The 21143-nt window shown below is 72.6% G+C and carries 19 protein-coding genes and 1 tRNA gene; 4 read left to right on the forward strand and 16 right to left on the reverse strand.

Annotation, left to right across the window (positions count from 1 at the left end; genetic code table 11):
• Positions 1-11 precede the first annotated feature (11 nt).
• Positions 12-1523, reverse strand: a complete 1512-nt coding sequence (locus AC1VWI_RS19070; RefSeq protein ID WP_499512213.1) for a metallophosphoesterase family protein — start codon at positions 1521-1523, stop codon at positions 12-14.
• Between the two features lie 53 nt (positions 1524-1576).
• Positions 1577-1972: a VOC family protein gene (locus AC1VWI_RS19075; RefSeq protein ID WP_499512214.1), complete on the reverse strand. Its 396-nt coding sequence runs from the start codon at positions 1970-1972 to the stop codon at positions 1577-1579.
• 116 nt (positions 1973-2088) lie between these two features.
• Here AC1VWI_RS19075 and AC1VWI_RS19080 point away from each other — a divergent pair, with 116 nt between their 5' ends.
• Both AC1VWI_RS19080 and AC1VWI_RS19085 read left to right on the forward strand, forming a co-directional pair.
• Positions 2089-3021 (forward strand): LysR family transcriptional regulator, encoded by a 933-nt coding sequence (locus AC1VWI_RS19080; RefSeq protein ID WP_499512215.1) that lies wholly within the window; start codon positions 2089-2091, stop codon positions 3019-3021.
• A gap of 31 nt (positions 3022-3052) precedes the next feature.
• Positions 3053-3919 carry an AraC family transcriptional regulator gene (locus AC1VWI_RS19085; RefSeq protein WP_499512216.1) on the forward strand — a complete coding sequence of 289 codons (867 nt, stop codon included), beginning with the start codon at positions 3053-3055 and terminating at the stop codon, positions 3917-3919.
• A gap of 37 nt (positions 3920-3956) precedes the next feature.
• Here the strand turns inward: AC1VWI_RS19085 and AC1VWI_RS19090 are convergent.
• A tRNA-Leu gene (locus tag AC1VWI_RS19090) sits at positions 3957-4039 on the reverse strand.
• 316 nt (positions 4040-4355) lie between these two features.
• Here AC1VWI_RS19090 and AC1VWI_RS19095 point away from each other — a divergent pair.
• Together AC1VWI_RS19095 and AC1VWI_RS19100 are read left to right on the forward strand one after the other, a co-directional pair.
• Positions 4356-5174, forward strand: a complete 819-nt coding sequence (locus AC1VWI_RS19095) for an ABC transporter ATP-binding protein (RefSeq protein WP_499512217.1) — start codon at positions 4356-4358, stop codon at positions 5172-5174.
• Between the two features lie 45 nt (positions 5175-5219).
• Complete coding sequence (locus AC1VWI_RS19100; protein WP_499512218.1) at positions 5220-7721, forward strand: ABC transporter permease; 2502 nt, start codon at positions 5220-5222, stop codon at positions 7719-7721.
• Positions 7722-7779: 58 nt separating this feature from the next.
• Here the strand turns inward: AC1VWI_RS19100 and AC1VWI_RS19105 are convergent, their stop codons facing one another.
• The 13 genes from AC1VWI_RS19105 to AC1VWI_RS19165 form a co-directional block, all read right to left on the reverse strand.
• On the reverse strand, positions 7780-9105 hold the full coding sequence (locus tag AC1VWI_RS19105) for a class I SAM-dependent methyltransferase (protein WP_499512219.1): 1326 nt from the start codon (positions 9103-9105) through the stop codon (positions 7780-7782).
• A 197-nt stretch (positions 9106-9302) separates the two neighbouring features.
• Positions 9303-10670: an NAD(P)/FAD-dependent oxidoreductase gene (locus AC1VWI_RS19110; protein WP_499512220.1), complete on the reverse strand. Its 1368-nt coding sequence runs from the start codon at positions 10668-10670 to the stop codon at positions 9303-9305.
• 364 nt (positions 10671-11034) lie between these two features.
• Complete coding sequence (locus tag AC1VWI_RS19115; RefSeq protein WP_499512221.1) at positions 11035-11976, reverse strand: Ppx/GppA phosphatase family protein; 942 nt, start codon at positions 11974-11976, stop codon at positions 11035-11037.
• Positions 11973-12521: a DUF501 domain-containing protein gene (locus AC1VWI_RS19120; protein WP_499512222.1), complete on the reverse strand. Its 549-nt coding sequence runs from the start codon at positions 12519-12521 to the stop codon at positions 11973-11975. The genes AC1VWI_RS19115 and AC1VWI_RS19120 overlap by 4 nt, the downstream gene beginning before the upstream one ends.
• Positions 12522-12551: 30 nt before the next feature.
• Positions 12552-13055, reverse strand: coding sequence for an FtsB family cell division protein (locus tag AC1VWI_RS19125; protein ID WP_499512223.1), 504 nt, complete (start codon positions 13053-13055; stop codon positions 12552-12554).
• An 83-nt stretch (positions 13056-13138) separates the two neighbouring features.
• Positions 13139-14419, reverse strand: a complete 1281-nt coding sequence (gene eno / locus AC1VWI_RS19130) for a phosphopyruvate hydratase (protein WP_499516857.1) — start codon at positions 14417-14419, stop codon at positions 13139-13141.
• A 182-nt stretch (positions 14420-14601) separates the two neighbouring features.
• Positions 14602-15624: a transglycosylase family protein gene (locus AC1VWI_RS19135; RefSeq protein ID WP_499512224.1), complete on the reverse strand. Its 1023-nt coding sequence runs from the start codon at positions 15622-15624 to the stop codon at positions 14602-14604.
• A gap of 117 nt (positions 15625-15741) precedes the next feature.
• Positions 15742-17007: a cytochrome P450 family protein gene (locus tag AC1VWI_RS19140; protein WP_499512225.1), complete on the reverse strand. Its 1266-nt coding sequence runs from the start codon at positions 17005-17007 to the stop codon at positions 15742-15744.
• Positions 17000-17701 (reverse strand): endonuclease V, encoded by a 702-nt coding sequence (locus tag AC1VWI_RS19145; RefSeq protein ID WP_499512226.1) that lies wholly within the window; start codon positions 17699-17701, stop codon positions 17000-17002. Before AC1VWI_RS19145 ends, AC1VWI_RS19140 begins: the two co-directional genes overlap by 8 nt.
• A gap of 45 nt (positions 17702-17746) precedes the next feature.
• Positions 17747-18268, reverse strand: coding sequence for a DUF6479 family protein (locus tag AC1VWI_RS19150; RefSeq protein ID WP_499512227.1), 522 nt, complete (start codon positions 18266-18268; stop codon positions 17747-17749).
• Positions 18269-18333: 65 nt separating this feature from the next.
• The gene (locus tag AC1VWI_RS19155) at positions 18334-19359 is read right to left on the reverse strand and encodes a nucleoside triphosphate pyrophosphohydrolase (RefSeq protein WP_499512228.1); all 1026 of its coding nucleotides are present in this window, start codon (positions 19357-19359) and stop codon (positions 18334-18336) included.
• A 74-nt stretch (positions 19360-19433) separates the two neighbouring features.
• The gene (locus AC1VWI_RS19160; RefSeq protein WP_499512229.1) at positions 19434-20075 is read right to left on the reverse strand and encodes a SurA N-terminal domain-containing protein; all 642 of its coding nucleotides are present in this window, start codon (positions 20073-20075) and stop codon (positions 19434-19436) included.
• Between the two features lie 130 nt (positions 20076-20205).
• Entirely contained in the window at positions 20206-21123 is a 918-nt protein-coding gene (locus tag AC1VWI_RS19165; RefSeq protein WP_499512230.1) for a GmrSD restriction endonuclease domain-containing protein, read from the reverse strand.
• Between the last annotated feature and the right edge of the window lie 20 nt (positions 21124-21143).

Consider the following 21143-nt stretch of genomic DNA (forward strand, 5'->3'; position numbering starts at 1 on the left):
GACCCCGGCGTTCACGTACCGTTCGCGTACGGCAAGGGGACGGTGAAGTCGTCCTCGACCGGCGGGTCCAGTTCGTGCGCCAGCAGGCCGGTGGCGGCGAAGCACCGCACGCGGACGGCGGCCGGGCTGACGTCCAGCCGCAGGAAGCTCTTGAAGAACGGCGGGCTGTACGTCGCCGAGCCCGGAGAGAGCAGACGGGTGAGCACCCGGCGGACGGGCAGGCGCAGCCGGCGCCTGCGGTCCGGCCGGGGCGGAGCACCCAGGACGCTCGCGACGAAGCGGGTCCGCCAGGTCACGCGGGCGCCGGTGGCCCGGGTGGCCGGGATGCCGAGGCGCCGGGCGAGGACCGCGGACGCCTCGTCCGGGGTCAGGTCGAACAGGCGGCGCAGGTGGAGCCGGCGGCCGTAGAGCCGGCTGTAGAAGGCGAGGGAGTCGCCGCGCATCGGGTAGCAGCGGAAGCGGTCCTCGGTGACGCCGCCGACCGCCACCCGGGGGATCGTGTGGGTGGCGTGCATGAAGGCGCCCCCGCCGCCGGAGACGACGTACTCGATCCTCCGGCCGTCCACGTCCACCGGGTAGCGCTGGTAGTTGTGGATGTCCCCGCCGATCACGGCGACGAAGTTGCGCTCCGGGTCGCGGACGACCTCGTCGACCGTGCCGCCGCCCTCGATGGCGCAGGGGTGGTGCTCGCCGTCCACGTAGATCGGGGAACCGGTGACGAGGATCTTGGGGCGGGGCCCCAGGGAGACCCGGCGCAGCCACTCGCCCTGCTCCCTGTCGATGTCGCCGAGCAGCCCCGTGTCGATGCCTATGATCCGTATCGGCCCCGAGTCGATCGCCCAGTACGGGCCGGGCTGGGAGGCCGTCTGCGAGGGCGCGGAGCGCAGCCGCCGGGCCTCGTCGAGCCGGGCGTCGTCCGGCACGTCGGGCTTCGCCCACAGCAGGGTGCGCCACCAGGCCCGGGTCAACCGGCGGGGGCGCGGCGCGGGCGGCAGGGCGGGGGCGCGGCAGAAGACCCGCATGAAGCCGTTGAGCCCGTCGTACCAGTCGTGGTTCCCGGGGATGGCGTAGACGGGGGCGTCGTAGTCCCGGTAGGGCCGGAAGAACTTCGTGTCGTACTCGTCGGCGCTGCCGACGGGGTAGAGGACGTCGCTGCAGATCACGGCGTAGCGCGTGCCGGCGCCCGCCTTGAGCATCCCGGGGACGACGGCGTACTGCGGGTCGTCGCCCTCGCCGGTGTCGCCGAGGAGGAGGAAGGAGAAGGTGTCGGGGTCGTCCCGCTCGATCACCAGGTCCGTGCCGGACGCCCCTCGCTCCAGCTGGCCGTTGACCCAGCGCTGCCGGTCCCGGCCGGTCGGGTCGCCGAACAGCGAGGCGAGCGGGCCGTTGCGGGCCTTCCACAGGGTCACCGGGTCCAGCCACGACAGGTTGACCACCCGGGCCGGCATCAACTCCCGGTAGGCGCCGGGCTGCTGGCTCTCCCAGCCGGCGCCGGCCAGGGATTCACGCGAGGAGTCGGACACGGGCGCACTGTAGCAACCGGGCCGGGCGCCGAAGGCGGCGCCCGGAGCCGCGCTCAGTCCTGCGCGTCCTGCGGGTACCAGCGCAGTTCGACCGTGTTGCCGTCCGGGTCCTGGACGTAGGTCGACAGGGCCGAGCCGCGCGCGCCGAACCTCCGCACGTTGGCCTCCAGCACCGTGAACACCCCGGACGCGACGACCTCTTCCCAGTCCAGCGGTTCCACGGTGAGGCAGATGTGGTCGACGTTGGACTCGCCGCGGGGCCCGGCGACCAGGTCGATGATGGTCTCCCGGGTGACCCGCACCGACGGGAACGGGGCCTTCCCCGCGCGCCATTCGTCGACGCGCACCGGTTCAAGCCCGAGCGGTCCGGTGTAGAAGGCCAGGGACCGCTCGACGTCGGCGACGTTGAGGACCAGGTGGTCGAAGGCCTTCACGCGCAGCACGGTCATGTCTCCTCCAGAGGTGGTGTGCCGTGGACGTCCTCCACGATCCGCCGGGGGGCCGCCGCCATCAAGACATGATCACCGTACGATCGTTGAGCGGAGTTCAACGCCGAGGGGGAAGCGTGCTGGAGCGGGTGGAGATCGAGGCCTTCCTCACCCTCGCCGAGGAGCTGCACTTCGGCCGGACCGCCGAGCGCCTGGGGGTCACCACCGGGCGGGTCAGCCAGGTGGTGGGCAAGCTGGAACGCAGCATCGGCTGCCCGCTCTTCGAGCGGAACAGCCGCAGCGTCCGGATCACCCCGGTCGGCAGGAGGCTCGCGGACGACCTGCTCCCCCTCGTCGCCGGGATGGAGGAGGCGCTGCGCAGGGCCGCCGACGCCGGCCGCGGCATCACCGGCGCACTGCGCGTGGCCTTCCTCGGCGAGGGCACGGCGCCCACGCTGCTGAGGGTGGTCCGCCTGTTCTCCGAGCGCCATCCCGACTGCCGGGTGGACGTGCGCGAGGTCCAGCTGGCCACCTCCCGGGCGAGCCTGCTGGACGGTTCCGTCGACGTGCTCCTGGCCTCCTTCCCCTTCGACGGGATGGTCCGCGGACCGGTGCTGCTCAGGGAGCGCCGGGTGCTCGCGGTGGCCGCGGGGCACCCGGCGGCCGGCCGGGAGTCGGTGTCGCTCGAGGTGCTCGCGGACCACCCCGTGGTGCAGTACCCGGAGGTGACCTCGGTGGCCTTCAAGCGGGACCGCACCCCGGAGCGCACCCCGTCGGGCCGCCCGGTCCCGAAGGGGCCGTCCGGGGGGTCGTTCTCCGAGATGCTCACCCTGGTGGCGCTGGGCCGGGGCGTCCTCCCCGTCGGGGAGCACGCACGCCGCTACTACCCCCGGCCGGACCTCGCCTACGTCCCCCTCCACGACGCACCGCCCATCGAGCGCGGTCTGGTGTGGCGGCACGGCAACACCACGGCCCGGGTCCGGGCGTTCGCCCGTGCGGCGGCGGACGTCGCTGCCACCCGACCCGACCGGGCACAGGATGTCGGGTCCGGCGGGGTGCCCGACGCCTAGCGTGGGTCGTGGAAGAGGAAGGGGACCGGGAGTGCTGGAACGTCTCAACCAGGCCCTGGAGCACATCGAGCGCCATCTCGACGGGCAGGTCGACGTGGCCGCGCTGGCACGTGTCGCGGGCACCTCGGAGTACCACCTGCGCCGGATGTTCTCCGCGCTCGCGGGCATGCCGCTCTCGGAGTACGTACGGCGCCGCCGGCTGACCGTCGCCGGCGCGGAGGTGCTCGCGGGGCCCGCGACGCTGCTGGAGGTCGCGGTGCGCTACGGGTACGGATCGGGCGAGGCCTTCGCCCGGGCGTTCCGCGCCGTGCACGGGGTCGGACCGGGCGAGGCCCGGCGCACCGGCGCCGCGCTGGTCTCCCAGCCCCGGTTGGCCTTCCGCCTCACCGTCGAAGGGAGCAGCAGCATGCGTTACCGCGTCGTGGACAGGCCGGACTTCAGGGTCGTCGGGCTCAAGGCCCGGGTCCCCCTGGTGCACTCGGGGCCGAACCAGGCGATCGTCGACTTCGTCCGCGGGATCGACCCGCGGCTCGTGGCACGTCTGGACGAGCTGTCGGACCAGGAACCGCGGGGGGTCGTCGCGGTCTGCGACGACCTGGACCCGAGTCGCGCCGAAGGCACCTTCCTCGACTACCACCAGGGGGTGATCACCTCGGCGGCCGCGCCCGACGGCACCACGGTCCTCCCCGTCCCCGCGGGCACCTGGGCGGTCTTCACCACCTCCGGGCCGGCGCCGCAGGCCATCCAGGAGCTGTGGCGGGACGTGTTCACCCAGTGGTTCCCCTCCAACCCGTACCGCAGCCGCCCCGGCCCCGAGATCCTGCGCGCCCGTCCTTCCGCGGACGGGACCGAGGCGGAGGCCGAACTGTGGCTCCCGGTGGAACGCGAACGGGGCTGAGAACGTGGCGGTGGTGTCACGCCGGTGAGGAAGTGAGTGCCCGGAACCGGATTCGAACCGGTACGCCCGCAAGGGGCAGCGAGGTTTAAGCTCGCCGTGTCTGCATTCCACCATCCGGGCGTGGCGGTGCGAGAGCGCAGTACGAGCCTATCCGGCGGGGCGGGTGGAACAGGGCCCAGGATTCGTCATGTTGTCTGATTTTAAGGCTGACTGACGGACCATCAGATACGTTCCGCCCGGAGGAAAGCACAGGCCCGGGGCGGTCCGGGCGGCGGACCGCGCCCGCTGCATATGACGCGAAATCGCTTCCACCCGGGGGCGGGATGTCGGGGTCCCCGTCATCCCCAAGTAGGACGCGGGGGTCCGCGTGTACCTCTCGGGACTGCCTGCAGAACCACGATGTGGACGGATCCCGGCGACGTCTCCCGTCGGGACGATGGAGGGGTCCGATCGACTCCCCCCGTCCCGACAGGAGCAGCGTGCCGTGACCACCACCACCGCACACCCCACCGCCACGGCCACGGCCGCCCGCGCCACCGACCTGAGCAAGGTCTACGGGGAGGGCGAGACCCGGGTCGTCGCGCTCGACGCGGTGACGGTCGAGTTCCGCGCCGGCGAGTACACCGCGATCATGGGGCCCTCGGGCTCGGGCAAGTCCACGCTGATGCACTGCATGGCGGGCCTGGACACCGTCTCGTCCGGCTCGGCGCGGATCGGCGACACCGAGCTGTCCTCGCTGAAGGACAAGCAGCTCACCAAGCTCCGCCGGGACAAGATCGGCTTCGTCTTCCAGGCGTTCAACCTGCTGCCGACGCTCACCGCCGCGGAGAACATCACGCTCCCGATGGACATCGCCGGCCGCAGGACCGACAAGCAGTGGCTGGACCGGGTCGTCGAGACGGTCGGACTGTCCGGGCGGCTGTCGCACCGGCCGTCCCAGCTGTCCGGCGGACAGCAGCAGCGGGTCGCCGTCGCCCGGGCACTGGCCAGCCGGCCCGAGATCATCTTCGCCGACGAGCCGACCGGCAACCTCGACTCCCGTTCCGGCGCGGAGATCCTCGGCTTCCTCCGCAACTCCGTCAAGGAGCTCGGCCAGACGGTCGTCATGGTCACCCACGACCCGGTCGCCGCCTCCTACGCCGACCGCGTGGTCTTCCTCGCCGACGGGCGGATCGTCGACGAGCTGCACGGCCCGACCGCGGACACGGTGCTGGAGCGCATGAAGCGCTTCGACGCCAAGGGCCGTACCAGCTGATCCGCGCCGCCGACCACGAGCCACGACCGAGAGACAAGCCCTGACATGTTCCGTACCGCCCTGCGCAACGTGCTCGCGCACAAGGCCAGACTGCTGATGACCGTGCTCGCCGTGATGCTCGGCGTCGCCTTCGTCTCCGGCACCCTGGTGTTCACCGACACCATCGGCAATGCCCTCCGCAAGGCCTCCGCGAGGAGCTACTCCGACGTCTCGGTCGCCGTCACCTACGGGGACGCCGACCACCCGCTCCCCCAGCGGCTGGTGGACGAGATCGGCCGGCTGCCCGGCACCGCGTCCACCACCGCGACCGTCACCGGCTTCACCGCGATCGCCGGCAAGGACGGCCGGCTGGTCGGCGACGGCTGGTCCACCCGCGGCGGCAACTACGCCGGTGCGGACCGCTATCCGATCCGCGAGGGACGCGCCCCGCGGACCTCCTCCGAGATCGCGCTGGACTCCAAGACCGCGGAGCGGACGGGCTACGCCGTCGGCGACACCGTCCGGATGTCCATCGACGGCCCGGTGATGCGGCAGAAGGTGACCGGCGTCTTCTCCACCGACGACGGCAACGTCGCCGCGGGCGGCAGCCTGGTGCTCTTCGACACGGCCACGGCCCAGAAGCTCTTCGGCAAGCCGGGCACGTACGAGGAGATCGACGTCAAGGCGGCGCCGGGCACCGCGCAGGCCGCGCTCAGGGCCGAGATCGAGAAGCTGCTGCCGCGCCACGCCAAGGACGCCACCGCGACCACCGGGCAGAAACTGGCGGACGACGAGGCCCGGCAGATCGCCTCCGACCTCAGCAACTTCAACACCACCCTGCTCAGCTTCGCCGGCATCGCGCTCTTCGTCGGCATCTTCATCATCGCCAACACCTTCACCATGCTCGTCGCCCAGCGCACCAAGGAACTCGCACTGCTGCGCGCCGTCGGCGCCAGCCGCCGGCAGGTGACGCGGTCGGTGCTGGTCGAGGCCCTCGTGGTGGGCGTGGTGGCCGGTGCCACCGGGTTCCTGCTGGGCATCGGCATCGCGGCCGTCATGCGGGCGGCGCTCGGCTCGGCCGGGGCGGAACTGCCCGAGGGCGCCCTGTCCGTACAGCCCGGCACGGCCGGGGCTGCGCTCGCCGTCGGTGTGGGCGTCACCATGCTCGCCGCATGGCTGCCGGCCCGCCGGGCCGCCAAGATCCCGCCGGTCGCGGCGATGAGCAGCGTGCACGCCCCGGCCACCGTCAAGGGCCTGCTCCTGCGCAACACCCTGGGCGCGCTGCTGTCGGCCGCCGGTGTGGTCCTGGTCCTGGCCGGCTCGGGGATGAAGGACAACGGCAACATGGTCCTGGGCGGCGGCGCCGGGCTACTGCTGATCGGCGTCTTCGTCCTCACGCCGCTGCTGTCCCGGCCGGTGGTCGCCGCGGCCGCGCCGCTGCTGCGGCCCTTCGGGGTCACGGGCAAGCTCGCCCGGCAGAACTCGGTGCGCAACCCGCGGCGCACCGCCGCCACCGCGTCGGCCCTGATGATCGGTCTCACCCTGATCACCGCCCTCACGGTGGTGGCCATCTCGGTCAAGACCACCGTGGACGAACTGGCCGCCGCCCACCTGAAGGCCGACTACCAGATCACGATGGCCACCGGCCGGAACCTCTCCCCCGAGGTGGCCGAGAAGGTCGCCGGCACCGACGGCGTCAGCGACTCCAGCGCGGTGCGCGACGCGCACACCGAACTGGGCGGCGAGGACGAGTGGGTCACCGGCGTCGACGCGCCGCAGATCGGGCGGCTGCTCACCTTCGACTTCACCCACGGCTCCCTGGCCGCGGTGCACGGCGACTCCGTCGTCGTGGACTCCGACACCGCCGAGCGGCGCGGCTGGCACACCGGGCAGAGCCTGCCGGTGCGCTACGACGACGGCACCAAGGGGCGGTTGACGATCGGCGGCGTCTACGAGGGCGGCGACCTGATCAACGGCGTGATCATGGACAACGCCACGGTCACCCCGCACACCCCCGAGGCAGGGGACATGCGGGTGCTGGTGCGGATGGCCGGCGGCGCCGACGAGGCCAACCAGGACGCGCTGGTGGAGGCGCTCGGCGAGAACCCGGTGATCAAGGTCCAGGACAAGGCGGCCATCTCCCGCGAGCTCAGTTCCACGATCGACCTGATGCTGAACATCCTCTACGGGCTGCTCGCGATGGCCGTGTTGGTCGCGGTGCTGGGTGTGATCAACACGCTGGCGATGTCGGTCTTCGAGCGCAAGCACGAGATCGGCATGCTGCGCGCGATCGGCCTGGACCGTGCCGCGGTCAAGCGGATGATCCGGCTGGAGTCCCTGGTGATCTCGCTGTTCGGCGCGGTGCTGGGCCTCGGGCTCGGGGTGTTCCTCGCCTGGGCCGTCGGCGGGCTGATCAAGCCCCAGCTGCCGAGCTATGCGATGACGCTGCCCTGGGACAGGATCGGGGTGTTCCTGGCGATGGCCGCCCTGGTGGGCGTCCTGGCCGCGCTGTGGCCGGCCCGTAGGGCGGCCAGGCTGAACATGCTGGAGGCCATCAAGGCCGAGTAGCGGAACGGCGGGAGGCGCCCGAGGGGCGGAGGCCGCGACGGCCTCCGCCCCCGGCGCGTCAGTCCTGCCGGCCCGGGCCCAGCCAGTCGGCCCGGGTGCGGGGCATCCCGGAGCCGCCGTCCTTGGTCGGACGGACGGCGAGCACCTGGTTGACGCCGATGCGGTTCTGCTCGAAGGAGAGCGCGGAGGCCGCCATGTACAGCCGCCAGACACGGGCGCGGCCGGCTCCGGCGAGGCGGACGGCCTCCGGCCAGTGCGCCTCCAGGTTGGCGACCCACTGCCGCAGGGTCAGGGCGTAGTGCTCGCGGATCGCCTCCACGTCCCGTACCTCGAGCCCGGCCTCCTCCAGCCGGGAGACGGTGGAGCCGACCGGGGCCAGCTCGCCGTCGGGGAAGACGTACCGGTCGATGAACTCGTCGACGTGATAGGCCTCTTCATCGGCCCAGGGGCGGCGGCCGATCTGGTGGTTGAGCAGCCGGCCGCCGGGCCGCAGGAGCCCGTACAGCACCCCGGCGTACTGCCGGTAGCGCTCGCGGCCCACGTGCTCGGCCATGCCGATCGAGGAGATGGCGTCGTACGGCCCGTCGTCGACCGCCCGGTAGTCCTGCACGCGGATGTCGATCCGGTCGGCGAGGCCGGCGTCGGCGACCCGCTTGCGCGCGGAGGAGGCCTGCTCGGTGGAGAGCGTGACGCCGGTGGCGTGGACGCCGTAGTGCTCGGCGGCGTGCATCACCATGGAGCCCCAGCCGCAGCCGACGTCCAGCAGCCGTTGCCCGGGCCGCAGTTCCAGCTTGCGGCAGATCAGGTCGAGCTTGGCCCGCTGGGCGTCCTCCAGGGTCGCGTCGGGCCCCTCCCAGTAGGCGCACGAGTAGACCATGGACGGGCCGAGCACCAGCCCGTAGAAGTCGTTGCCGACGTCGTAGTGATGGCTGATCGCCTGCCGGTCGCGGACCGGGCTGTGCAGCACCCCGGAGCGCCGGCGGACCTCCTCCGGCGGCGGGGGCGGCGGCAGTCCTGGGCCGGCGAGGGCGAGGGCCTCCCGGGCCAGCCGGTAGGTCTCGGGGTCGCGCGCGAGCCCGAGCAGACGGCGCGGTGACGCCCCGTCGTCCTCGGTGGGGCGATCCCAGACGAGCCCGGAGAGCCGGTCCAGCGCCTCGTACAGGTCGCCCTCGACGTCGAGTTCACCGGCCACCCAGGCGCGCACCAGGCCGAGCTCGCCGGGCTTCCACAGCAGCCGGCGCAACGCCCGGCGGTGCCGCACGACCAGCGTCGGGGCGTCGGGCGGTCCGGTCTCGCTGCCGTCCCACGCACGGATGCGCAGCGGGAGGGGAACGCCGAGCGCCTGCTCGGCGAGAGCGGTCAGTCGTCCGGCCGCATCGGCCATGGCGGGTACCTCCGTGCCTCCATGAAGACGGGTCCACTGGGCTGGGAAACGGATGCGGGATACACCGACATTCCCGCACTACCGCTTCTTTACCTCTACCCATCTCATGTCCTGTGCCCCGGGGCCAGGGACACGGGCACGGCGAAGGGCGCCCGCCCCACGGATGGCGGACGCCCTTCGGCCGGACTGCTACCTGCTCAGGCCTTGGCCTTGGTGGCCTCGGCGGCGACCGCCGCGACCGGGACCGGCCTGGCGGCCTCGTAGAACTCCTCGCGCGGGTTCTCGATGGCGCCGAGCGAGACGACCTCGCGCTTGAGGAACATCGCCAGCGTCCAGTCCGCGAGGACCCGGATCTTGCGGTTGAAGGTCGGGACCGCCATGCCGTGGTAGCCACGGTGCATGTACCAGGCCAGACGACCCTTGAACTTCAGCTTGAGCTTGCCGAAGCGGATGAGGGCGACGCCCTTGTGCAGGCCGAGGCCGGCCACCGCGCCCTTGTTGGCGTGCTTGTACTCCTTCTGCGGGAAGCCCCGCATGCCGGACACCACGTTGTCGCCGAGCACCTTGGCCTGGCGCAGCGCGTGCTGGGCGTTCGGCGGGCACCAGGCGCCGGGGCCGGAGGCCAGGTCGGGGACCTGGGCGTTGTCACCGGCGGACCAGATGTAGTCGGTGCCCTGGACCTGGAGCGTCGGGGCGGTGTCCACGTGGCCGCGCGGGCCGAGCGGGAGGCCGTACCGGGCGAGCGCCGGGTTGGGCTTGACGCCCGCGGTCCACACGATGGTGGAGGCGTCGACCTCCAGGCCGTTGGCGAGCACCACGTGCTTGTCGACGCAGGAGCTCATGGAGGTGCCGAGGTAGACCTCGATGCCACGCTCGCGCAGGTGCTCCAGACCCCAGGTGCCCAGCTCCGGGCCGACCTCGGGGAGGATCTTGTCGGCGGCGTCGACGAGGATGAAGCGCATGTCCTCGCGCTTGACGTTGGTGTAGTACTTGGCCGCGTCGCGGGCCATGTCCTCGACCTCGCCGATCGTCTCGGCGCCGGCGAAGCCGCCGCCGACGAAGACGAAGGTGAGCGCCTTGCGGCGGACGTCCTCGTCGTTGGTGGAGTCGGCCTTGTCGAGCTGCTCCAGCACGTGGTTGCGCAGGCCGATGGCCTCCTCGACGCCCTTCATGCCGATGCCGTGCTCGGCGAGGCCGGGGATCGGGAAGGTGCGGGAGACGGCGCCGAGCGCGACCACCAGGTAGTCGAAGGGCAGTTCGTAGGTCTCGCCCACGAGCGGCTCGACGACCGCGACCTTGCGGTCCTGGTCGATGGTGGTGACCCGGCCGGTGAGGACCTCCGCCTTGGGGAGCACGCGGCGCAGCGGCACCACGACGTGGCGGGGAGAGATGCTGCCGGCGGCGGCCTCCGGCAGGAACGGCTGGTACGTCATGTACGAGCGCGGGTCGACGACGGTCACCGTCGCTTCCGCGTAACGCATCTTCTTGAGGATGCGCCGCGCCGCGTACAGGCCGACGTACCCTCCGCCTACTACGAGGATCCTGGGACGCTCCGTGGTGCTCATGCTTCGAGTATTCACCACGCCCCAGGGGGTACCTCGTGAGCCCCTTCACAAGGTTTGCGGTGCCCTCTGCTACACTGCGCCGCTTCGTGACCAGGGCCACAGCACCCAGGGGGAACCCGGTGGGTGCCGCGGGCGTTGAGCGCCCCGTCCGACCAGCGGCGATCGGCATCCGGGGGCACCCCGCCACCGTCCCGCAACACCGCCGAAACACGGGCGCACCAAGGGTTTTGGAGGGCTCGCGGGGTCCCGGCCCCGGAAAGTTGGGCCGTCCGGCGGGAACTTTCATGTGAAGAAATTCACGAACTTTGTGGGGCGGGCGTGTCACGCCCGCCCCCAAGGTCCGCTCAGTTGGAAAAGGCCCTGCTCAGGCGATGCTCCAGGCGATCCCGTCGAGGATGTCGTGTTCGGAGACCACGACCTCCCGGGCGCCCGTGCGCTCCATGATCCGCAGCAGCACCAGGGCACCCGCGCCGATCACGTCGACCCGTCCCGGGTGCATCACCGGGATCGCGGCGCGTTCGGCGTGCGTGGCGGCCAGCAGGCGCGCGCTGATCTCCCGCACCGTCCCGACCGGGACGCGGGAGTGGTGGATGGCGGCCCAGTCGTACTCGGGCAGGTCCAGCGCGATCGCGGCGACCGTGGTGACGGACCCGGCCAGGCCGACGAGGGTGCGGGCCTCGCGCAGCGGGACGGTCCGCTCGGCGAGGTCGAGGGCGGCGTCGATGTCCCGCGTCATGGCGGCGATCTGCGCGGCGGTGGGCGGGTCGGTGACCACGCCGTCGCGGACCAGGTGGCGCTCGGTCATCCGCACGCAGCCGACGTCGACCGAACGTGCGGCCGTGACGTGGCGGTCGCCGACGACGAACTCGGTGGAGCCGCCGCCGATGTCCACGACCAGGAAGGGCCGTTGCAGGTCCGTACGTCCGGTCAGTTCCTTGGTGGCGCCGGTGAAGGAGAACTCCGCCTCCTGGTCGCCGGTGATCACCTCGGGCTCCACGCCGAGGATGTCCACCACGCCGCGCACGAAGTCGTCCCGGTTGGCGGCGTCACGGGAGGCGGAGGTGGCCACGAAACGGACCTTGCGCGCCCCCAGTTCCCCGATCACGCCCGCGTACTCGCGGCAGGCCGCGAAGGTGCGCTCCAGGGCCTCGGGGGCGAGCCGGCCGGTGCGGTCCACGTCCTGGCCGAGCCGGACGATGGTCATCCGGCGGTCCAGGTCCTTGATCTCACCCGTCGCGGGGTCCGCGTCCGCGACGAGCAGGCGGATGGAGTTGGTACCGCAGTCGATGGCGGCGACCCGGGTCACCGGTCCTCGCCCTCCTCCTGCCCGGCGGCGCCGCACGGGCTCACGCACGGGCCCTTGCGCCACCACTCGGGCAGCATCGCGATCGTCTCGTCGCCCAGCGGGTTCACCCCGGGGCCGGCCGCGAGGGAGTGGCCCACCAGGACGTGCAGGCACTTCACCCGGTCCGGCATGCCGCCGGCGCTGGGGAAGCCCTGCAGGACCTCGATGGCGTCCCGGCGGGCGATGTAGTCCTCGTGCGCGGCGCGGTAGGCGGCGGCCAGCTCCTCGTCCTGCGCGAGGCGGGCCGTCATCTCCTTCATGACGCCCTCGGCCTCGAGGGTGCCGATCGCCGAGGCGGCGCGCGGGCAGGTCAGGTAGTACAGCGTCGGGAACGGCGTCCCGTCCTCCAGGCGCGGCGCCGTCTCCACCACGTCGGGGTTGCCGCAGGGGCAGCGGTGCGCGATGGCCCGCAGGCCGCGCGGCGGACGGCCGAGCTGCTCCTTGAAGGCGGCGATGTCCGCCTCGGTGGGCGGGGCGTGCTCGGTCTGCGGCGGGGGCTTTTCCATGCCTGGGCGTGTCTCTCTCAGGGGCTTGCGTCAACGATGTGCTGCGGTGGCGGCGGCGTCCGCGTGGTCGACGCCGTCCCACAGGTTCGCGTACCAGGGGCGGCGGGCCGCGCTGTCGCTGCGGCGGGCGCCGGAGTCCTCGGGAGCCGCGGCCCCGGTGGGCTCCACCACCGTATACGCCGTCTCGCCCGGCAGTACGTAGTGCAGCCGGGCCCGGGCCTGCGCCTTGACGTACTCCGGGTCCTGCCAGCGGGCCTTCTCCTCCCGCAGCTCGTCCACCCGCTTGCGCGCCTGCTCGGCCTGCTTGCGCTGGTCGGCGATCTGCGAGCGCTGCGCCACGTACTGGCGCATGGGGTAGGCGAGGGCGACGACCAGGGCGCAGACGACCAGCGCCAGCAGCGCGGCCCGGCCGGTCAGCCGGTTGCGGCCACGGGGCAGCGCGGGTCGCGGGCGGCCGGCCGCGCGGTAGACGCGGGCCTGCGCCTGTGCCCCGAGGGCACGGATGCGCGTCGCGGTGGAGAAGCGATCCGGCACGTGCACCTCCGGTGGGGTTCGGGTGGCCCTTGCTGGCGCACGGTGCCGCCCGCCGCGGACGCGGCGGGCGGCACCGGACGGGGTCAGCCCTTGAAGCGGGGGAACGCGGAGCGGCCGGCGTACACCGCGGCGTCGTCGAGGATCTCCTCGATGCGCAGCAGCTGGTTGTACTTGGCGACGCGCTCGCTGCGCGCGGGGGCGCCGGTCTTGATCTGGCCGCAGTTGGTGGCGACGGCGAGGTCGGCGATGGTGACGTCCTCGGTCTCGCCGGAGCGGTGCGACATCATGCACTTGTAGCCGTTGCGCTGGGCCAGCTCGACCGCGTCGAGGGTCTCGGTCAGCGAACCGATCTGGTTGACCTTGACCAGGAGCGCGTTGGCGGTGTCGCTGTCGATGCCGCGCTGCAGACGCTCGGGGTTGGTGACGAACAGGTCGTCGCCGACCAGCTGGACCTTGTCACCGAGCTCCTCGGTGATGGTCTTCCAGCCGTCCCAGTCCTCCTCGTTCAGCGGGTCCTCGATGGAGACCAGCGGGTACGCCGCCACCAGCTCGGCGTAGTACGCGGTCATCTCGGCCGCCGACAGGGACTTGCCCTCGAAGGAGTAGCTGCCGTCCTTGTAGAACTCGGAGGCGGCCACGTCGAGCGCGAGCGCGATGTCCTGGCCGGGCTGGTAGCCGGCCTTCTTGATGGCCTCGACGATCAGGTCGAGGGCGTCGCGGTTGCTCGGCAGGTTCGGCGCGAAGCCGCCCTCGTCGCCGAGGCCGGTGGACAGGCCGCGCTCCTTCAGGACCGCCTTGAGGGTGTGGTAGACCTCGGCGCCCCAGCGCAGGGCCTCGGAGAAGGACTCCGCACCCACGGGTGCGATCATGAACTCCTGGATGTCCACGTTGGAGTCGGCGTGCGAGCCGCCGTTCAGGATGTTCATCATCGGGACCGGCAGCACGTGGGCGTTCGGGCCGCCCAGGTAGCGGAAGAGCGGCAGGTCGGAGGCCTCGGAGGCGGCGTGGGCCACGGCCAGCGAGACACCGAGGATGGCGTTGGCGCCGAGGGAGGACTTGTCCGGGGTGGCGTCCAGGTCGAACATCGCCTGGTCGATCAGCCGCTGCTCGGTCGCGTCGTAGCCGACCAGCTCCGGGCCGATCTGCTCGATGACGGCCAGCACGGCCTTCTCCACGCCCTTGCCCTGGTAACGGCTCTTGTCACCGTCGCGGAGCTCGAGGGCCTCGAACGCACCGGTGGACGCACCGGAGGGGACGGCTGCACGGCCCGTGCTGCCGTCGTCGAGGCCGACCTCGACCTCGACGGTGGGGTTGCCTCGCGAGTCGAGGATTTCCCGGGCTACGACGACGTCGATGGACGGCACGTGGGTCTCCTTCTGGATGTCTCTTCGTTTCGGCATGAGCCTAACCGACCCGAAAAGCCCCGGCCGGGCACGCTCGGGGGATGGACGCGCCCTGCTGCGGAACGGAGGAGAAAGTTCAGCCCGATGTCAGCCGGTGTCCGCCGGGCGGGGGTGGACTCCCGGCCCGGCGGCGCGCGGCGGACTCAGCGGCCGAGGTCCAGGTACGAGCCGGGGCTGATCACGTTCGGGTCGTCGCCGATGACGTCGCGGTTCGCGTCGTACAGGCCGCGCCAGCCGCCGCCGACGTGCTGCTCCATCGCGATCTCGCAGAGCGAGTCGCCCTCCTGCACCAGGTAGCGGCTGCCGGTGGTGGTCTTGGCGCTGGTGCCGCTGTCCCGGCCGGTGTCGGCCTTCTTGGTCTCCGCGCGCGTGTCGGTGGTGAGCGGGAGGACGCCCCAGGCGGCCTCCCCCTCCACGAAGTGGGCCGGCAGGCCGGCGGGGTCGCCGCTCTGCGTACCGGTCGAACCCGCGGTGTTCCCGGTGGCGGTGCCGTCGGTGGCGGTGCCGGTGCCGGTGCCGGTGCCGGTCTCCGGCTTGCGGTGCTTGCCGGTGCCCTTGCCCTTGCCCTTGTCGTCGGCGGAGGGGGTCGCGGAGGCGTCGGGACCCTCGGTCGCGTCGGCGTCCGGGGTGGCGGTGGTGTCCTCGTCGGTGCCCGGGGAGGTGGTGCCCGTGCTGTCGTCGCCGGTGGTGGTGCCGTCCCCGTCGGTGTCCTGGTCGCCGGAGCCGGTGGAGTCGCCCGTTCCCTGGCCGTCCTGGTCCTGGCCGCCGTGCAGCAGGTCGTCGAGGGCGTCGGTGAGTCCTGAGGAGTCGGCGCAGCCGGACCACGCGTCCGGGCCGAGCTCGGCGAGCATCTTCTCGGCCACGGATATCTGCTCGTTGCGGCTGGCGAGGTCCGGGCGCTCGGCGTACTGGGCGCCGCCGTACTGCTCCCAGGTCTCCTCGGTGATCTGCAGGCCGCCGAAGAACCCGTTGCCGGTGTTGGAGCTCCACAGACCGCCGCTCTCGCACATGGCGACCGCGTTCCAGGTGCTGTTGGCGTCGGCGGCGCTGGCGCCGCTCGCTGCGAAGAGGGGGAGCGTGAGGCCCGCCCCGGTCGCCGCGACCGCGACCATGGCGGTCGGGGCCTGACGCGGCTTGCGGTGTCGGCCGTTCCCGGACTTCAGCATTGCGGCATCGCCTTTCACATTCGAATACTGCGATGGCGCCCGACGGTAGTGGTCTTGGCCCATGCATCACAAGTCGGTGTCCCACGGATCACGCGAAGATCACGTTCTGACGTCCTGTCAGTCACGTTCCGGTGAGAAGGCGACCGGCAGGGTCCTCAGGCCCCGCATGATCAGGCCGCCGCGCCACCTCAGGTCGGCCGGCTCGGCGGCAAGTCGCAGGTCCGGCAGCCGGGTCAGAAGCGTCGCCAGGGCGCACTGCGCCTCCAGCCGCGCGAGGGGGGCGCCCAGGCAGTAGTGGATGCCGTGGCCGTACCCCAGGTGCTGGTTGTCGCGGCGCGACAGGTCCAGGGTGTCCGGGTCGGCGAAGCGCTCCGGATCGCGGTCGGCGGCCGCCAGGACGACCAGCACCGGATCGCCGGTGGCGACGGACTGCCCGCCGACGGTGAGGGGTTCGGTCGCGAACCGCCAGGTCGCCAGCTCCACCGGCCCGTCGTAGCGCAGCAGTTCCTCGACGGCGGTGGCGAGCGGCTCGCGCTCGCCGCGGGCGAGGGAGTCCTGGAGCCGCCGCCGCTGCTCGGGGTGGCGCAGCAGGGTGTAGGTGCCGTTGCCGATGAGGTTGACGGTCGTCTCGAAGCCCGCGAAGAGCAGGATGAAGGCCATCGCGGCGGCCTCGTTCTCGGTGAGGTGCTCACCGTGGTCGCTCGCCCGGATCAGTCCGGAGATCAGGTCGTCGCCGAGCTCCGAGCGCTTGCGGTGGATCAGTTCCAGCAGGTAGGCCCGCATCTTCTTCACCGAGCGGGCCACTCCCCCGCGCGGCCCGCCGCCGTGCCGGATCATCATGCCCGCCCAGTCGCGGAAGTCGTCCTGGTCCTCGGCGGGGACGCCCAGCAGGTCGCAGATGGCGTAGATCGGCAGCGGGAACGCGAACTCATGGATGAGATCCGCCTCGCCCTTGGCGGCGAAACCGTCGATCAGGCGGTCGGTCAGCTCCTGCACCCGCGGCGCGAACTCCGCCACCCGGCGCGGGGTGAAGGCCTTGGAGACCAGCCGCCGCAGCCGGGTGTGGTCGGGCGGATCGATGTTGAGCAGGTGCGTCATCAGGTCGGCGCTGCGCTCGCCCGGGATGCCCACCTTGCCCTTGGCGTGGGCGCGTTCGGAGTGGTGGACGGGGTTCTTGCTGAGCCGTGCGTCGGCGAGCGCCTGCTTGGCGTCCGCGTACCGGGTGACCAGCCAGGCCTCCACCCCGCTGGGCAGGGTCGTGCGGTGCACCGGGGAGTGCTCGCGCAGCCAGGCGTACGCGGGGTACGGATCGGTCGCGAACTGCCAGGTGAACAGCTCGGGGGCGGCCGGGATGCCGGGGTCGGGGGTCACGCTCTCATGCACCCCATGACGTTAGCCGGTCGCGGCTGAGCCGGTCGGCGAGCCTGGTCGTCTCCGGGAGGCGGTAGGAGGGGGCCAGGGCGAGCACATGACGGCAGGCGGTGTCCAGGTCGACGCCGTGGCCGGTCGAGACGTAGACCGGCTTCACCCCGGCCTGGGTCCGCAGCACCCGGCCCACCGTCTCACCCGCGTCCACCAGCGGTGCGGTCGATCCCCGGGCGTCGCCGAGCGCGGCCGGGTCCCAGGTGCCGACGAAGGGCGTCTTCGCCACCCCCGCCGCCGGCAGGCCGGTGACCACGCCCAGGTGGCAGGCGAGCCCGAAGCGCCGCGGGTGCGCCAGCCCCTGGCCGTCGCAGAGCAGCAGGTCGGGCGTGACGGAGAGCTTCTCCAGCGCGTCGATCAGCACGGGCAGCTCGCGGAAGGCGAAGAGCCCGGGGACGTAGGGGAACGTGGCCCGGGCGGTCGCCGTGACCTGCTCGACGGGGGCCAGCGTCGCGGTGTCGAGCACGACGACGGCGGCGGCGACGGTGTCGCCCTCGACACCGTGACCGCCGCCGTAGGCGACGTCCAGTCCGGCCACGTATCGCGGCCGCTGCGGGCCCGGCCCGCGGTGGTCCGCCAGCGGACGGAGCCGGTCCTGCAGGGCCCGGGCCTCCGCCTCGTCGCGCGGCCACGCGTGCCCTACGTCGATGCGCATGGCCGCCAGCCTAGAGCGGCCACGGCCGGGCCCGGCGGCCGCGGCTCAGTGCTCCTCCTTGCCGCCTTCCTCCTGTCCCGGCCCGGAACGGGTCGGTGCGCCTCTGGGAGCGGCGCCCGGGGACCCGCCCGCGGTGCCGGCGGGGGTGCGGGTGCCGCCCTCGGGGCTGCGGGTGCCCGCGGGGCCGCGGGTGGCGCCCTCGGGGCCGGGCACGCCGTGGGAGCCCCAGTTGCCGAAGCCCTTCAGGGAGTGTGGGAGGCGCCGGACGCCGTCCTGCGGCCATTCGTCCGGCTCCCGCCATTCGGTGAGCGTGTGCCGCTCACCGTCCTGGTGGCCGGGGCCGTGGTCGGCCGGGGTCTCGCGGCCGTACTCCTGGCGGGTGTGCCACGCCCCGCCACGGGGCTGCGGTTTCTGCTCGGGGGGCGGTTCCTTGCCCCGGGCCCACATCCCGATCGACACCGCGCCGACCAGGATCCCGACCAGGAAAATGCCCACTACCAGCGGCGCGATGCCGACGATGTAGTCGTGCGGCACGGCCAGCTGGATCTGTTCCAGTGCTCGCATCATATGACCCATTTACCCGATCTGCCCCAAATTCACTCGGGACAGCGGGGATGACCCGGAACGGAGGGTCAGCCCTGCTTCTCGGCCTCCCGCTCCCCGGCCTCCGGCTTCCCGGCCCCGGGCTTCTCGGCCTCCAGGATCGCGTCCCGGTAGCGGCGCGCGGCGGCGCGCAGGGCGGACTCCGGGTCGATGCCGGCCTCCTGGGCGGCGAGCGCGAGCGCCAGCAGGCGCTCACCGGTGTCGGCGGCGTCCTGGCCGGGGACGGCCACGGACAGGCCCGCCTGGCGGGCCCGGGAACCGAGCTTGGCGGCGAGGGCGAGCGCGGGCTGGCCGAGGGGGATGCCCTCGGTGACCGAGCCGCGCCGCTTCTCCTCGGCCTTGGTGCGCAGCCAGTGCTCGCGGACGTCCTCCGGCGTCTCGGCGACCTCGTCGCCGAAGACGTGCGGGTGCCGGTGGATCAGCTTCTCCACGATGGTGGCGGCGACGTCGTCGATCGAGAACGGCTCCTCCGGGTCGTCCTGGGCGATCCGCGCGTGGAAGACGACCTGCAGCAGCACGTCGCCGAGTTCCTCGCGCAGGGCCTCCCGGTCGCCCTCCTCGGCGGCCTCGGCGAGCTCGTAGACCTCCTCGATGCCGTACTTCACCAGTTCCTGGGTGGTACGGACGCTGCTCCAGGGGCACTCGCGGCGGATCCGGTCCATCACCTGCACCAGGTCGAGCAGCCGCGCGCCCGGCAGGTCGTAGGACCCGGGCAGCAGCTCCAGGTCCGGCATGCGGACCCGGCCGGAGCCGCCGAGCCGGGCGAGCTCGTCGGTGACGCCGCGGTCGCCCTCGCCGCCGGCCAGGTAGACCACGGTGCGGCCGCCCTCGGTGAGGTCGACCAGCTCCCGCCCGGTGGGCGCGGACGGCTCGACGGCGACCCCGGCCTCACGCAGGTACGGCAGCTGCGGGTGCCCGGGGTCGGGGCAGACGACCAGGTCGGCGGCGCGCAGCAGCTCCCAGGCGGGCCAGGAGAGCAGGCCGGGGGCGACCCGGTGGGTGGTGGTCAGCAGTACCAGGCGGCCCGGACGGGCGGAGTCATCGGAGTGGTCCACCCGACGAAACTACCTCGCCGTGCGACAGCGCCGGGGCCGGGTCCGAGGTCGGACCCGGCCCCGGTTCCGGTGCATCAGGCCTGGGCGGCGCGGCGGCTCACCTCGGTCAGCCACGGGTCCTTGGTGTCGTCCAGGTCGAGCTTGTCGGAGTTCCACTTCCCGTAGCGCGGGTTGACGTCGATGTTCAGCTTCTTCGACGTGTCGCGCAGCACCTTGATCAGCGCCGTCTGGCCCTCGGGGGTCTGCACGTCGGCGCCGTAGTGGGCGGCGACCTTCTGCATCAGCAGGTCGGTGCGGATGCTCTCGTCGATGTCGGCGGGCACCATCGCGTAGGTCTGCAGCAGCTGGGCCTCCAGCGCCGCCTTGCCGCCCGCCTGCTTCTCGGTGTCCCCGCGGGCTTCCTGGAGTTCGTTGCGGGTGACGGAGACGCCTACGTCCTGCGCCGCCTTCTCGATCACCTCGTTCTGCACCAGCCGGTGCACGACGTTGCGCTGGAGGTCGCTGCTGGCCTCGATGAGCTGGGCGGCCTGCGGGGTCTTCTCCTGCGCGGCGCGCACCGCGGCGACCTTCGCCTGGACCGTCTCCACGGTGATCTGCCGGCCGTCCACGACGGCCGCGGCACCCGCGTGCGGCGTGCCGCAGGAGGTCAGCAGTGGCGCTGCGAGCAGCACGGCTGCGGCGGCGGTGGCGGAGAGAGCAGTCCTGCGGCGGAGCATTTTTGCCTCCCGGCAAGGGATCGAGCGACGGTGCACGACCTGGCAGTGATGCAGTGATCGAGGATATTGAGCAGGGCACCGGGATATCCAGCGATCCGCACAACACACTGCGCAAACGATCCGCGGCACCTCAGGTGTCGCAGGCGACCCCGTCGCCGTCGCGGTCCAGCGCCCGGGAGTAGCCGGGGTCGCCGCGGTGCAGCGGGGCCGCGCCGGCGTCGCGGGCCGCTGCGCAGTTCGCGTACGAGGCACCCGGGGAGGGGGCGGTGCCCTCCTTCCCGTCGCCCGGACCGGAGCCGCCGCTGTCGCCGCCGCCGCCGTTCCCGCCGCCGGACGTCACCGGCCTGCCGGCGTCCGGCAGGGGCTCGTCGGGGCAGGTGTCCAGCACCTTCTCCATGGCGGCCTTCTCGGCCCCGGTGACCCACAGCCCGTACTTCTTCTTCACTGCCACCTGGCGGGCCACGTACGGGCAGCGGAAGGCCTTGTCCGGCGGCAGCCAGGTCGCGGCGTCGCCGTCGCCCTTCCCGCGGTTGGTCGGGCCGTCGACGGCGAGGAGGTTCAGCGGGTCGTTGGCGATCTGCTTGCGCTTGTCGGGGGACCAGTACTTGGCGCCCTTCTGCCAGGCGTCGCTGAGCGCCACGACGTGGTCGATGTCGACCGTGCTGCGCCCGCGCGTGAAGTCGATCCGCTTCCCGGTGTAGGGGTCGTCGAGGGTGCCCGAGGCGACGACGCAGTCCCCGCCCCGGTCGGCACGGAAGGAGGTGCCGGTGAGGTCCCGGCGGAGTATGTCGTCGCGAGTGTCACAGCCGTTGTGGTCGGTGTCCGCCCAGGCCGCGCCGAACTCGTCCCGCGCGTAGCCCGTCTTGGGCGCCCGGCCCTTCACCGCCAGGTCGCCGACCGCCTTGAGCGCGCTGCCCTTCGGTGCCCCGTCGCTCCCGGCCCCGCTGCCCGTGCCGCTGCCGAGGCCCTCGCCCGTGCACCCGGCCAGACCCACGCCGAGCAGCACGGCGACGGCTGCCGCTGCCGTTCCCGCCCTGGTTGTAAGCACCTTGGCACTCTAGGGGGTGG

It is taken from the genome of Streptomyces sp. TOM-9 (genome assembly GCF_056858595.1).

Coding starts and splice junctions, on each gene's coding strand:
- AC1VWI_RS19110 (WP_499512220.1), bottom strand. CDS start 10,670: ATGAGCACCACGGAGCGTCCCAGGATCCTCGTAGTAGGCGGAGGGTAC.
- AC1VWI_RS19075 (WP_499512214.1), bottom strand. CDS start 1,972: ATGACCGTGCTGCGCGTGAAGGCCTTCGACCACCTGGTCCTCAACGTC.
- AC1VWI_RS19105 (WP_499512219.1), bottom strand. CDS start 9,105: ATGGCCGATGCGGCCGGACGACTGACCGCTCTCGCCGAGCAGGCGCTC.
- AC1VWI_RS19160 (WP_499512229.1), bottom strand. CDS start 20,075: ATGCTCCGCCGCAGGACTGCTCTCTCCGCCACCGCCGCCGCAGCCGTG.
- AC1VWI_RS19100 (WP_499512218.1), top strand. CDS start 5,220: ATGTTCCGTACCGCCCTGCGCAACGTGCTCGCGCACAAGGCCAGACTG.
- AC1VWI_RS19095 (WP_499512217.1), top strand. CDS start 4,356: ATGGAGGGGTCCGATCGACTCCCCCCGTCCCGACAGGAGCAGCGTGCC.
- AC1VWI_RS19150 (WP_499512227.1), bottom strand. CDS start 18,268: ATGATGCGAGCACTGGAACAGATCCAGCTGGCCGTGCCGCACGACTAC.
- AC1VWI_RS19145 (WP_499512226.1), bottom strand. CDS start 17,701: ATGCGCATCGACGTAGGGCACGCGTGGCCGCGCGACGAGGCGGAGGCC.
- AC1VWI_RS19135 (WP_499512224.1), bottom strand. CDS start 15,624: ATGCTGAAGTCCGGGAACGGCCGACACCGCAAGCCGCGTCAGGCCCCG.
- AC1VWI_RS19120 (WP_499512222.1), bottom strand. CDS start 12,521: ATGGAAAAGCCCCCGCCGCAGACCGAGCACGCCCCGCCCACCGAGGCG.